Below are 13,093 nucleotides of genomic sequence, written 5' to 3'. Positions count from 1 at the left end.
AGCCGCGGCCTTGAGACCCAGGCCGCGCTACGAGGACCGAAAACGACCTCTGAGGTAGTTTTCCCAAACGAACCCACGAAAACTACCTCAGAGGTCGTTTTCTATCCCAACACGTCGGCGGCGATGATCATGCGCTGCACTTCTGACGTGCCTTGATAGATCTCGGCGGCGCGAATGTCCCGGAACAAGCGTTCAATCGTAGACCCGCGGCGGTACCCTTCCGACGCCAGAATCTGCATGGCGCGGTCGGCGGCGCGGTGCGCGGCTTCCGACGCCTGCAGCTTGGCCATCGCGGCTTCAGTGGTGGCCTTCGGGGCGCGGTCGCGCGCATCAGCCGCGCGCCACATCAGCAGGCGCGCCGCTTCGAGATCCGTGGCCAGGTCCGCGAGCTGAAACTGAATGGCCTGGAAGTTTCCCACCGGCTGGCCGAACGCCACGCGTGTGCGCGAATACCGCACGGCCTCATCAAGCGCCGCCTGTCCCACGCCCAGTGCCTGAGCGGCGATTGCCACCCGGCCGCCCTCGAGCGCGCGCATCGCCAGCTTGAAACCGCGGCCCTGTTCGCCCAGAAGCGCACCCGCACCCACGCGCACCTCGTCAAAATGTAAGTCCATGCAGCCCAGGCCCCGCACGCCGAGCGAATCGGGCGAGGGCACGCGGTTGATGCCGGGCCGATCGAGCGGCACGAGAAACGCCGAGATCCCGCGGCCCCGCACGTCCGGCTGCGTGGCGGCAAAGACGATGACGACGTCGGCGACGTCGGCGTTGGCCACCCAGACCTTGCGGCCGGAGATCACGTACCCCTGGGGATCGAGCCGCGCGAAGGTCTGCTGATTGCGGGCGTCCGACCCCGCCTGCGCCTCTGACAGCGCGAACGCCCCCAGCGCTTCGCCCGTCGCGAGGCGACGCAGCCAGTTTTCCTTCTGCACATCAGTACCGAACTCGTGCAGCGGCTCGGCCACCAGCGAGTTGTTGACCGACAGGATGACCGCCACCGTGGCACTTGCGGCCGAGACCAGCTCGAGCGCGGCGGCATACGTGGCGTAACTGAGCGCCAACCCGCCCACCGATTTCGGCAAGGTCATTCCGGTCAGCCCGAGGGCGGCCGCTTCGCGGATCACGTCGCGGGGAAAGATCCCGGTGACATCAATTTCGGCGGCGCGCGGCGCCACCCGATCGCGGGCAAACGTACGCACGGTCTCGAGAAACACTTCGTCGTCAGTACTGCGAGAGAACTCCATGGACCCTTTCGTACCCGTCAAACACTGTGAGCCAGGCGCGACAGAATCGGCCGAAGCCGTTCGGCCGTGCGGGCGAGATCTTCGGGCAACACGCGCGTGTCGCCCACCACCGTCATGAAGTTGGTGTCGCCGTTCCAGCGCGGCACCACGTGCATGTGCAGGTGATCGAGCACGCCGGCGCCGGCCGACTTGCCCAGGTTCAGCCCCATGTTGAAGCCGTGTGGCTGATACAACTCCTGCAGGGCCATCTCCACCACCCGCGTCAGGCGCATGATCTCGGCGGCCTCGTCGGACTCGAGGCCCGACAGGCGCCCGACATGCCGGTTGGGCACCACCATCAGGTGGCCGTTGTTGTAGGGGTAGAGGTTCAGAATCACGAAACACGCGGTGCCGCGATACACGATGAGCGAATCATCCGCGCCGGTGGCCAGCGCCTGACAGAACACACACCCGGGAGCGTCTTTGCTGGCCGCAGTCACGTAAGCCAGCCTCCACGGCGTCCAGAGGCGTTCCATGACCAGACGCTACGCGCCAAGTTCCCCATCGGGGGGCACCGGAGTCTGGTTGATCAGGTCTTTCAGTTCTTTGCCGGGCTTGAAGTACGGCACCTTCTTCGGCGGCACATCCACCTTGTCGCCGGTCTTCGGATTGCGCCCTTTGCGCGGTTCACGCTGGCGGAGCCGGAAGCTGCCGAACCCGCGCAGCTCGATTTTTTCGCCGCGGTGCAGGGCGTCAATAATCGTCTGGAACACACTGTCCACGATGACCTCGGAGTGTTTCTTGGTGAGGTCCGACACGCGGGACACTTCTTCGACGAGTTCGGCTTTTGTCATGGTCAGCGCGTGCCCATTATGGACGCTAAGCACTGGATTATCGGACACTTAGGGGAATCGGTCAACGCCAACCCTACCTGCGGATCACAAAGATTAAATCCAGGCCGGCCGCCTCGGTTCGTGCCGAGAGGTCTGCGGCGTCGCCCCCGGTCGAAATCGTGGAAACAATCCTGAGGAACTGGGTCAGGCGGTACTCAAACGACAGGCGCTGGGCTCCGGCGGTGCCGAACTCGTGCTTGAACCCCACGAACAGCCGGTCGCTGACCTGCCGGCCCACCACCACCGTGGGTCCGGCCCCGATGGTTTCGCCCGCCTGAATTTCGAACACATCCAGATCCAGTGCCCTGGCCACCGAGTCGGCGATGGGCGTCGCGAGCGCGCCCGCCGCCACCGTGGTCGCACGCGCGGCCAGCGACGTCCGTTCGCCCGTGCCCAACTGGCTGATCGGCCGTCCAAACGCGACCAGCGCGAGGATGTCGGCCTGGTCCAGCGGCGGCTGGCTTGCGAGCGTCAGGATGGGTTCGGCGGCGGTGCCTCGAATGCGAACGGTGACGTCGACACCGGCAATTTCGCGCTCGGCGATGATGTCGAGCGTCGGGTTGGTCATGTCGTCGCCGCGGAATCGCAGCAAGCTGCCGCGCGCGATGTCGAAGCGGCTCCCCTGAAACTCGTAGGTGCCGCGCACGGCGGCCAGTTCGCCGAACAGCGCAATTTCCTGGCCCGGCGTCTTGCGAATGCTCAGCCGGCCGCCCACGGTGAGGTTCACATCCCCAAGTCCAATCACGCCCTCTTCGGTCTGGATGCCGCGACCCCGCACCACGACGTTGTCGGGCAACGAGAGTTCGATGCTCACCGCTGACTCCACGAACATCTTCGGCACGGGCGGCACGTCCGCATCTTTGGTCGGCGGCGGCGTGCCCACCGGCCCGATGGCGATATAACCCTGCGCGACGACGAACTCGCGGAGCAGGCGATCCACTTCCACGCGGCCGCGCTCGACGCGAATGGTGCCCAGCACATTCGGCGTCACCAGATCGCCTCCGGCCGTCAGGTCGGCGCTGACCACAAGTTCGCCGTACTCGTTGCGCAGCAGGATGAACTCGTCGGCGCGCGCGCGCAGATTGACGGCCTTGGATGCGCCGCTCGCCAGTACGTCGAGGCTGCCCTCCATCCGCAACTGGTTCCCGTCCTCGTCGAGGATCACGAAGCGATCGACAACCATCACGGTTTCGTCGAACCGCAGCGCGGCGTTGAGGCCCTTGTACTTCGCGCCCAGCTCGGGCACGCGGAAGGCGATGTCCTGCATCGCCGCCGTTCCCGTGGCGAGCATTTTTTCGATGCTGCCGCTCAGCACGACATCCACATCGGCGGCGCCGGTCAAATCGCGCACCCATGGCAGTGAGGGCCCAAGCACCGCGACGTTGGGGATCCTGCCGGACACCTGAACGTTGAGCGGCGTTTCGCCGCCACCTTCAGCCGCAGCCACCGGCACCGTGCCGACGATCGACAACCGGGCCGACTCGTCCACCTCGAGCGCCACATCAACAACCGCCTGACCTGACTTGTAGTCGGCCTTGCCGCTGAACGATCGGAACGGCACGCCATCCGCCGTGCCTTCGCCGATATCAAACCGGCTGGTGACCAGCGGGTCGGCCAGCGAACCTGTGATCCGCGCCTCGCCGCCAAGCAGTCCCTTCACGCGCTCTTCACCCATCAGGATCTTGAAGAGTCCGCCCACGGACACACGTTCGGCGCGCACCACAATGCCGTCCGCTGCGGGGCTCGACTCGTCGTTAGCAAGCGCGCCGGCGATGCTGAGTTGCTGGTCGCCGTTCACCAGCCTGAGGTCTTCGATGGCGAGCCCACCGGTGGTCTGCCGGATGCGGCCTGTCACGCCGGGCGCCAGCTGCCAGGTCTCGCCCGCGCTCACGAGATCGGCCCGGGTGATCGAGGCCTCGCGTGTGTCGGGGTCCATCAGGATGCTGGCATTGGCGGTGAGCTTTCGGTCGGGCTGCTCAAGCACGCTCTCCACATCCGCACGCGCGCCATCAAGTTTCGCGGTGACCACGGCACGCTGCAGGGTCTGGCCGGCCACTTCGATGAAGACACCGTCGGCCTTCACATCGCCGCGCATTTTCGTCAGGTCCCACTCGGGCGCGAGGAGTTGGAATGTGCCCTGGAGTCCGAGCAGGCGCACCGTGTCGTACGCCAGTTGGGTGCCCCGCGCGTTGCCGGTGATCTCAGGCGCGGTCGCCGTTCCCGTGATCACACCTTCTGCATGCGCGGCGCCGCCGAGTGTGGCGCCGGCGAACTCACTGGCTGGTGTCAGGTCCGGCGCGTCGATCACGAAGTTGAGCCGGGAGGTGCCGGCGCCGCTGACGGCCAGGTCACCATTGATGGTGGCCTCAAGCCCGTGGCCCTTGGCGCTGGTGTCCGTGAACGTCGCAGCCCCACCCGCAAAGCGCACATTCACGAGCGCATGCTCGACGTCCAGTCCAGCGAGCTTGGACGGTTCCAGCGTGATGCGCGCCGTCCCCGTCATGGACTCGAATGGAATCTCCTCCGCAGTGGCATCGTCAATCACCACGTCCAGCACGACGTGGCCCACGGGCTGCAGGTCGTACTCCGGCAAGAGGAGGAGTCGTTCCCATTGCCCTCCGGCCACGCGGCCTTCACCTGTGAGGCTCAAGCGGCCAAAGACGAGCGTGCCGTGGCCCGCCATGCCCTCCATGAGCGCACCATCCACGTTGGCGGCGAGATCGCGAAAGGCGAACGTCATGTCGTGGGACTTGAGTTCCGTCTGGCCCGTGCCGCTGACGTCGAACCAGGTGTTCACTCTGAGGGGCGTGTCGCGCAGGTACTCGGACTCGAGCTTGAGCGAGGGCGCCAGCCGCTGCGTGTCAAGATTCGTGACGTTTCCGATGGCGTGGTACGTCAGGTCCTCGCCGCGGGCCTTGACGTCCAGCGTGGTTCCGGCCGCAATCGTCGCGCCCTCGACCATGCTCTCCTGCAACGTCGCGATCACCGACCAGTCCCTGCCGGTCTTGGTGAGCTGATACTTCGCAGCCACCAAGGTCTCGAGCGCCGGATAAAAATCGAGGACCGCGGGCAGCCGCCTGACATCAAGGTTCTGCACGTCGCCTTTGGCGGTGAACTCTTCGGTGGCTGCCGTCCAGCGCATGTCGCCCTGCGTCGCGGCACCGTAGGCCGCGCCATCAACCGTGGCGCTCACGCCTTTGGCATCAATCCGCCCCTTCGCCTTGAGCTTCGATGCGGCATAGCCGGAGATTTGCGCGTCATCCAGCCGGGCATCAAACGCCCCGGTCACGCCATACACCGCCGACTCGACGAACGTGAGGTCAAACGACGCATCACCGGTGAACCGGCTTTTGAATTCCGGATCCGACATGATGGGCGCCAGATCCAGGCGCACGACGTGCGCGGTGCCCACCACTGTCTTCGCCTCGGTGAGGTTCGCCACCGCATCAGTGGTGATTTCCCCGGCTTCTGAACGCACGGTGCCCTTCACGTGCATGGCCGCCATCGGGCCCGTCCACGTGAGGTCAAACGCCGGCTTCATTGTCCGGGTGCCGATCGCGCCCAGGTACGGCGCGAACTCAGGGAGCGAGAGCCCCGAGTCACTGATCAGGTGCCCCTCGGTCGTGGCCGGCGTTGTCCCCAGAGACATTTGCGCGCGGCCCGTCACACGGCTGTTGGCCGTTTCCAGCGTGAGGTCGGCGATCGACATCGCGTCGTCGCGCAGTTCCAGCTGGCCGGTCATCTGACGGACGACCAGGCCACCGGTGACTTCCCTGCCCGAAAACCCGCTCGACGTCACCGTGATTTCGCCGTCGGACACGATGACCGCGCCATCAAGCGTCACGTCCACCAGTTCGCGCCGCGTCGAGACGGCGGGCGCCACCACAACGTGGCCATTGGTGAGATGAATTTTGGGGAACGCGAACGTACCGCCGCCACCTGAGTCGGGGTTGTCCGACTCGGAAAGACCTTTGACGGCCCAGCCGTTGGTGCCCTCCTCGACGGTCACGATCAGGCCGTCCACATCGAGCCGCGACAGCGTGATGTCGCCGCCCAGCAAGCCCATCAAGTTGTAGGTGGCCGCCAAATGGTCTACGGCAAACACCACCACTCCGGCCTGGCTCACACGAACGCCTCGCAGCGAAGCGGACGACCACAGGCCACCTTCCAGGCGCTCAATCGTGAGCTCGCCATCAAACGCAGAGGCGACCTGGCGCAGCATGATGTCTTTGACTCGCGCCTTGCCCCACGACGTCTGCAACACGAGCCAGACGGTCAGAATCAGCGTCGCCACAAACAGCAGGCTGCGCAGGATCCAACGCCTCACCGTGGCGCCCGTCAACGCGAATTCCTAGAAGGCATGCCCAATGCTCAAGTGAATGCGGTACGACCGCTTTTGCGGCTGCCCCTGCACGCGCAGACCTTCGATGGGATTGAGCTGGAACGCGACGTCCACACGCACCACGCCAACCACGGTGAGGTATCGCAGTCCGCCACCGGCGGCGTACGACATCTCGCGCGTCGAAAAGTCCCATTGGTCCGAGCCCACGCGCCCCGCATCAACAAATGCGACGCCGCCAAGTACGCTCCAGATCGGAAACCTGACCTCTGCCGATCCTTCAAGCACACTGCGGCCACCGATCGGCACACCCGACGCGCTGGTGGGGCTGATCTGAAATCGACTCCAGCCGCGCACGCTGCTGGAACCGCCCAGGAAATACCGTTGTGAGAACGGGAACCGAGAGGTGTCTTTGGCGATGAGCGTGCCGGCCCTCACGCGGCCCGCCACGCGCAGTTGGCCACGCACGGGAAGGTATCCGCGCACCTCCGTGGCGAGTTCGTTGAATTTGAACGTGCCGCCCAGCCACGGCGCCACGTGCACCGCCCGAAACGCGAACGTGGTGCCTTTCGACGGGTCCGCCGGTGAGTCCAGCGACCGGCGGCTCACGTCAAGCTCCAGGCCCGCCATGGTCCCATCCCCGCGCCCGGTCACGGGGTCAAGGCCAAGCGCAATGCGCTCATCCACTGACCCCAGATCGGCAAGCGCCGCGTCCCTGACTTGATAGGTCAGCAGTTCATTGCGGTAGGTGCCGGTGGCTTCCCAGCCGGTCACAATGACCGCGGACGGCGTGTTCGTGCCCCCGAACGCGTGCCGCACAGCGACACTGCCGCCGGCACTGCGTGACGAAAACAGCGTTTCTTCTCTCCACTTGGAAGAGGCCTGCACGCTCAACGTTCCGCCGGAGGGCAGCAAATACGGATGTTCGTACCCGAACCCGACATCGCGCAGCACTTTGGAGTACTTCGCGTTGGCGATGAGCTGGCTCCCGTTGCCGAAGAAATTCTGGTCGCGCCACTCGAAGGTGCCTCGCACACGGTCCTCGGTGCCATACCCGACGCCGAACTCAAACCGGTGGCGCTTGGCTTCCGTGACCGTCACCACCATCGGCAACTCGGGCACCTGCGCCTCACGCGCGGTCACCTCCGGCGTCAGATTCGCAAATTCAAACGCCGAGATACCGGCCAGCCGGCGCTGGCTCCTGGTCACGGCACTCTCGCGGTACAAATCGCCCTCACGAAATGTCACGGCGCGGCGAATGATGACCTGCTTCGTCCGATTGAGGCCGTTGACGATCATCTCGCCAAACCGAGCCTCGCCCCCAGGTACGGCGATGATTCGAATGTTGACGACACCGGCCGACACCGGCTGCTCTTCGATGCTCACGCGGGCGTAGGGGTAGCCGTGTTCGCGCAGCACGCCCAGCACGCGGTCGCGCGACCTGATGAGCACCGCGCTATCCCGACGGACGCCGGGCACAATCCCAAGATCATTCGCCGGCTGGGTGATGACCGGAGGCAGGCCGTCGAGGCCTTCAATCCACGCGCGTCCTACCGTCAGCGGCACCCCCTCGTCGATGGCCACGCGCAGCGTAACGGACTTGCCATCGGCGCTGAGCTTCACCTCGTCAAGGCGCACTTTCACATCAGGAAATCCCTGATCGATGTGAAAGGCCTTGAGCCGTTCGAGGTCGGCATCAAGAATCCGCTGATCAAACGGCGCCCAGTTCGACCAGGGCCAGCGGCTGGCTTTCCGAGTGCGCATGACGGCGCGCAGCACCGGTTCCGGGAACGTCGTGTTGCCCACAAACGACAGGGCCTTCACCTTCACCTCCGGCCGCTCCTGCCTGGCCGAGGCGACGGCCGATGCCCCGATCGCCATCACGAGGACGGCGGCGCACCAGCGATGAGACGTCTGCACCTGATTCACGGAAAACACCCGTTCGATCATGTCCCAGGCGTCAAGCGGGAAAACGTACGGGATTGCACAGGCCACAAAAAAAAGGGCTGTCACGGCGCGAACGCCGCAACAGCCCCGGTCTTGCGCAAACGGCGCTTACTTCAGGTGCTTGAAGTGATCGCCCAGTGTGGCCTCAGGCCGGCCGGTGGAATCCGTGTAGGCTTCCCAATCCGCCCGGAACTGTTCGTCCTTGAGCGCGCGGATGCTCAGGCCGATTTTCCGCTCTTCGGGCACCAGGCGAATGATCTTCATCTGGTAGTTCTCGCCCGTCTTGAGTTCCAGCTTCTCGCCACCGGCGGCTGCGTCAAACTCCGACACGTGGATGAGGCCTTCGATGCCTTCCGCCAGTTCGACGAACGCGCCGAAGTTGGTGAGACGCACGACCTTGCCCTCGACCACATCGCCGGCGTGGTTCTTGTCGAAGAACTCCTTCCAGATGCCGGTCTGCAGCTGCTTGAGGCCCAGCGACAGCCGCTGGTTCTCGGCGTCGATGCTCAACACCTGCGCCTCCACATCGTCGCCCTTCTTGAGGACTTCCGACGGGTGCTTGATCTTGCTCCACGACATGTCGGAGATGTGGATCAGGCCGTCGATGCCGTCTTCCACTTCCACGAACGCGCCGAACTCGGTCAGGTTGCGCACCTTGCCGTTGATGGTGGTGCCGATGGGGTACTTGTCCGTGAGTTCGTTCCACGGGTTGTTCTCCACCTGCTTGAGGCCCAGTGAAATGCGCCGCGCACCCGGATCCACACCGAGCACCATCGCTTCCACCGAGTCGCCCTGGTTGAGCACCTTCGAGGGGTGCTTCACGCGCTTGCTCCACGACATCTCCGAGACGTGGATCAGGCCTTCGACACCGGGCTCGAGTTCGATGAACGCGCCGTAATCGGTCAGGCTGACCACCTTGCCGGTCACGCGGATGCTGGCGGGGTAACGCTCCATGACGTTGCTCCACGGATCCGGTACCAGCTGCTTGTGGCCGAGCGAGACGCGCTCGGTGGCCGGGTCGTACTTGAGGACGATGACGTCGATGTCGTCGCCGACCTTGACCACTTCCGAGGGGTGCGTGACGCGGCCCCACGACATGTCCGTGATGTGCAGGAGGCCGTCGATGCCGCCCAGGTCAATGAACGCACCGTAGTCGGTGAGGTTCTTGACCGAGCCGCGCAACACCTTGCCGTCGGCGAGGGTATCGAGCGTGACCTTCTTCTTCTCGGCGTTTTCTTCTTCAAGCAACGCCTTGCGCGACAACACGATGTTGCCCCGCTTCTTGTTGACCTTGATGACGCGCATGCGGAGTTCCTGGCCCTTGAGGGCATCCAGGTTGCGCACGGGCCGCACGTCGATCTGCGAACCCGGGAGGAAGGCACGCACGCCGATGTCGACGGCGAGTCCACCCTTGATGCGTTCGATGACGCGGCCGATGACCACGCGGCGATCGAGGAAGGCCTTTTCGACCTCGTCCCAGATCTTCATCTTCTCGGCTTTTTCGCGCGACAGCACGACGTAGCCTTCGCGATCCTCGGTGCGCTCCAGGAGCACGTCCACCACGTCGCCGGCCTGCGCCGCGATGTGACCGTTTTCGTCGATGAATTCTTCGATGGCGATGATGCCTTCGGATTTGAAGCCGACATCCACCACAACTTCGGTCGGGGTGACCTTCACCACGGTGCCCTTGACGACTTCACCTTCCGCGAGATTCCGGAAGCTGGTATCGTAAAGGTCCAGCATTCGCGCGTACTCTTGCTGGTCGACATCAAGGTCGGTGTGCATTGCGGAAAAGCCTGAATTTCCCGGTTTCGGCTTCTGGCCAGAATGGCCGTGCGTCTTTGTCGTTGTTTCGTCTACATTACTCATTGAGTTCTGGGGCCTCCTGGGCGGCCCTATGTCGAATTTCCAGCTTCGACGGGCTGTCGGTGTGTGCCCGCGGGATTGCGGACAGCAGACGATTATCCGTCACTGCCGCACCATAGGTCAAACACCGACGCTCGAAGTACCGCAGGAGAACCCGTGATGGCCAAGAAACCAGCAAAGAAACCTTCCAAGGCACGAAAGCCGGCGAAAACACTCAAGTCCCGCAAGGTGGTCAAGGCCGCCAAGCCTGCGAAGTCGCGCAAGGCGCCGAAGCCCTCGCCTCGAAAGGCCGTGAAAAAGACCGTCAAGAAGGCCGTGAAGAAGCGAAGAAGGCGGCAAAGGCCATGGCCAGGCCCAAGGCGAAGGCGGTGGTCCGCAAGCCGGCCACGGCTGTGAAAAAGGTCGTGAAGAAGGCAGCGCCCGTGAAGAAAGCTGCCGCGCCCGCCAGGAAGCCAGCGCCTGCAAAGAAGGCCGCCGTGGTCAAGAAGGCCGCGCCCGCGAAGAAAGTTGTCGTGCCGCCGCCCGCCCGGTTGCAGCGTGAGCGGCGTGTGCTTCCCGAGGCCGAGGCCGGTGCCTTCACCGGAGAAAGTGACGATTCGCGCCTCCTGAGTTCAGCGCGAGCGGGGCACGACGAACTGCGCGCAGAGTTGAAGCAGCACACCGAAGCCGGCCCCGAACTCACGGCCGGCGACGTGGACGCCAAGTGGCAGGACGCCTACGCGCTGGGCGACGAAGCGCCCGGCGGCGACAACATGACCCCGGATCAGGATCGCGTGGACGACATCGGCAAGGCGCTCGGCGTGGAATACGCCGACGACGAGGAACTGATGGGGGGCGAAGAAATCGCCGAGCGCGACGAACACCGCTGGGAGCTCGATCCGGAGTCTAAGGAAGACGACGACGAGTAGCGACGAGGTCCATCACTTGAGCCACGACCTCGTCGATCGACACGCCCGTGGTGTCGATGTAGACCGCATCGGGCGCAAGCATGAGCGGTGACGCGGCGCGGGTGCGGTCGGACAAGTCACGCGCTTCCAGAGCCTGGGCCACCTGGCCGACGCGGTCTGGCGCAGCGCCCGCCTGCCCCGCTCCATGCGCCGTATCCCGCGCCCGGCGTCGCGCGCGTTCATCGGGCGTCGCATCAAGATAGATTTTCACGGGCGCTTCAGGAAACACCACGGACCCGATATCTCGGCCTTCCATCACGACGCCCCCCGCGCGACCCATGTCGCGCTGGCGCGCCACGAGTACGCGTCGCACGTCGGGGTGCCGGGCCACGGTCGCCGCCGCGGCATCCATGTCCGTGGTCCGGATGGCCGACGTCACGTCGTGGCCATCAATGCCCACGCGCCCGTCGAGATCGAAGACCGCGCGCTCGGCGACACCGGCTACGGCGAGGCCGTCCGCCAAATTGATGCCCAGATGCTCGGCGCGCCAGGCCACCGCCCGGTACATCGCGCCCGTATCCACGTGCCGAAACTTCAACTGGGTGGCAATAGTTCTGGCCACGGTGCCTTTGCCCGCACCGGATGGGCCGTCGATGGCGATTAACACAACCACTATTATTCACTGCGTGGGACAACACCGGAAATGTTGATGCCGCGGTGGGTGCGTGTCGGCGTGGTGATCATCGCGGCCATCGCCAGCCTCGTGTGGATGGCCGCGCCATACGTGAGCGCGCTGGCGCTGGTCATCGACGTGTCGGGCCGCGAGGTGGCGGCACGCAGCTGGTTGCCTGTGCGCGTGCAGCCGGTGGACGCGACGGATATCTCGGTGGCCACGCGCCACGGCGCGGTTGTGGGGCGACTGTACCGACCGTCGGGCACAACACGCGCCTCCACTCGAACCGTCATGGTGGTGCCTGGATTACATGCGGCGGGGGTCGAAGAGCCGCGACTGGATCGCCTCAGCCGGCGACTGGCCGGCGAGGGCGTCACCGTGTTGAGCTTGCCGTTGCCCGACCTGCGGCAGTTCCTGGTCACGGCGCGGTCGACGGACGTGATCGAGGACGCGGCGTTGTGGTTGGCCGGCCAGTCGGCAATCACATCCACCGGACGCATCGGCCTGATCGGAATCAGTTTTGGGGGCGGACTGGCTCTTGTCGCTGCCGGACGGCCATCACTCGCAGGCAAGCTGGACATGGTGGTGTCATTCGGAGGGCACGGCGACCTGCCCAGGGTGGTGCGATACCTGTGCTCGGGATTGTTGCCTGACGGCACACGCCAGCCCGCCCACGACTACGGCACCGTGCTGTTCCTGCTGGCGGCGTTGCCGCACCTGGTGCCGGCCGAGCAGGTGGCGCCCCTCGACCGGGCTGTGCGCGTCTTCCTCGACGCGTCGATGGTGGACGTCTCGGAGCCGGCGCGCGCCGCCGACCTGTTTCGCGAGGCTCGCGATCTGGGTGCCGCGCTCGCCGAGCCGGCGCGTTCGGTGATGGCGGACGTCAGCGCGCGTGATGCCACGCGCCTCGGCCCGCGACTCCTGGACCTTGCCGAGCAGGTGGCCAGCGATCCCGCGCTGTCACCGGAACGTTCGCCGGCCACGCGGGCGCGTGTGTTTCTGGTGCACGGCGCTGTGGACACCGTCATCCCGCAAACAGAAACGCCGGCCCTGGCCGCGTTCCTGCAACGCTCCGGCGCGGCTGAGGTGAACTGGCTCCTGACGCCCGCGGTCTCTCACGCCGATGCCACCACCAGCGTCACGGCGTCAGACGTCTGGGCGCTTGTGCGATTTTGGAAGAGGATCTTCGACTAGAGCCGCGGCCTTGAGGTTCAGGCCGCGCTACGAAATACAAACATCTCGTAGCGGCAGGCATTTCGTAGCGCGGC

At 65.2% G+C, this 13,093-nt stretch carries 9 protein-coding genes; 2 read left to right on the top strand and 7 right to left on the bottom strand.

Annotation, left to right across the window (positions count from 1 at the left end):
* Positions 1 to 101 precede the first annotated feature (101 nt).
* From IPL75_10115 to IPL75_10090, 6 genes are all read right to left on the bottom strand, one after another.
* A complete protein-coding gene (locus tag IPL75_10115; GenBank protein ID MBK9240595.1) occupies positions 102 to 1,241 on the bottom strand; it encodes an acyl-CoA dehydrogenase family protein in 1,140 nt (379 codons plus the stop codon).
* Positions 1,242 to 1,258: 17 nt separating this feature from the next.
* The gene (locus tag IPL75_10110; GenBank protein MBK9240594.1) at positions 1,259 to 1,756 is read right to left on the bottom strand and encodes an HIT domain-containing protein; all 498 of its coding nucleotides are present in this window, start codon (positions 1,754 to 1,756) and stop codon (positions 1,259 to 1,261) included.
* Positions 1,757 to 1,765: 9 nt separating this feature from the next.
* The gene (locus IPL75_10105) at positions 1,766 to 2,074 is read right to left on the bottom strand and encodes an integration host factor subunit beta (GenBank protein ID MBK9240593.1); all 309 of its coding nucleotides are present in this window, start codon (positions 2,072 to 2,074) and stop codon (positions 1,766 to 1,768) included.
* Between the two features lie 73 nt (positions 2,075 to 2,147).
* Entirely contained in the window at positions 2,148 to 6,455 is a 4,308-nt protein-coding gene (locus tag IPL75_10100) for a translocation/assembly module TamB domain-containing protein (GenBank protein MBK9240592.1), read from the bottom strand.
* A 9-nt stretch (positions 6,456 to 6,464) separates the two neighbouring features.
* A complete protein-coding gene (locus IPL75_10095) occupies positions 6,465 to 8,465 on the bottom strand; it encodes a BamA/TamA family outer membrane protein (GenBank protein MBK9240591.1) in 2,001 nt (666 codons plus the stop codon).
* A 42-nt stretch (positions 8,466 to 8,507) separates the two neighbouring features.
* Positions 8,508 to 10,184, bottom strand: coding sequence for a 30S ribosomal protein S1 (locus tag IPL75_10090; GenBank protein MBK9240590.1), 1,677 nt, complete (start codon positions 10,182 to 10,184; stop codon positions 8,508 to 8,510).
* A gap of 425 nt (positions 10,185 to 10,609) precedes the next feature.
* Between IPL75_10090 and IPL75_10085 the strand changes: the two genes are divergently transcribed.
* The gene (locus tag IPL75_10085) at positions 10,610 to 11,173 is read left to right on the top strand and encodes a hypothetical protein (protein ID MBK9240589.1); all 564 of its coding nucleotides are present in this window, start codon (positions 10,610 to 10,612) and stop codon (positions 11,171 to 11,173) included.
* Here IPL75_10085 and IPL75_10080 read toward each other — a convergent pair.
* Positions 11,151 to 11,819, bottom strand: coding sequence for a (d)CMP kinase (locus tag IPL75_10080; GenBank protein ID MBK9240588.1), 669 nt, complete (start codon positions 11,817 to 11,819; stop codon positions 11,151 to 11,153). The genes IPL75_10085 and IPL75_10080 overlap by 23 nt on opposite strands.
* Positions 11,820 to 11,855: 36 nt before the next feature.
* Between IPL75_10080 and IPL75_10075 the strand changes: the two genes are divergently transcribed.
* On the top strand, positions 11,856 to 13,019 hold the full coding sequence (locus IPL75_10075; protein MBK9240587.1) for a hypothetical protein: 1,164 nt from the start codon (positions 11,856 to 11,858) through the stop codon (positions 13,017 to 13,019).
* Positions 13,020 to 13,093: the final 74 nt, after the last annotated feature.

The organism is Acidobacteriota bacterium, assembly GCA_016716905.1.
Lineage (GTDB): Bacteria > Acidobacteriota > Vicinamibacteria > Vicinamibacterales > SCN-69-37 > SYFT01.
Note: the sequence above shows the minus strand (reverse complement) of the source record. Positions and strands in the feature narration are given on the sequence as shown.

Bases quoted from the DNA above. Each gene is read 5' to 3' on its own strand.
- IPL75_10110 (MBK9240594.1), bottom strand. From the start codon at position 1,756: ATGGAACGCCTCTGGACGCCGTGGAGGCTGGCTTACGTGACTGCGGCC.
- IPL75_10115 (MBK9240595.1), bottom strand. From the start codon at position 1,241: ATGGAGTTCTCTCGCAGTACTGACGACGAAGTGTTTCTCGAGACCGTG.
- IPL75_10075 (MBK9240587.1), top strand. From the start codon at position 11,856: ATGTTGATGCCGCGGTGGGTGCGTGTCGGCGTGGTGATCATCGCGGCC.
- IPL75_10085 (MBK9240589.1), top strand. From the start codon at position 10,610: ATGGCCAGGCCCAAGGCGAAGGCGGTGGTCCGCAAGCCGGCCACGGCT.
- IPL75_10105 (MBK9240593.1), bottom strand. From the start codon at position 2,074: ATGACAAAAGCCGAACTCGTCGAAGAAGTGTCCCGCGTGTCGGACCTC.
- IPL75_10090 (MBK9240590.1), bottom strand. From the start codon at position 10,184: ATGCACACCGACCTTGATGTCGACCAGCAAGAGTACGCGCGAATGCTG.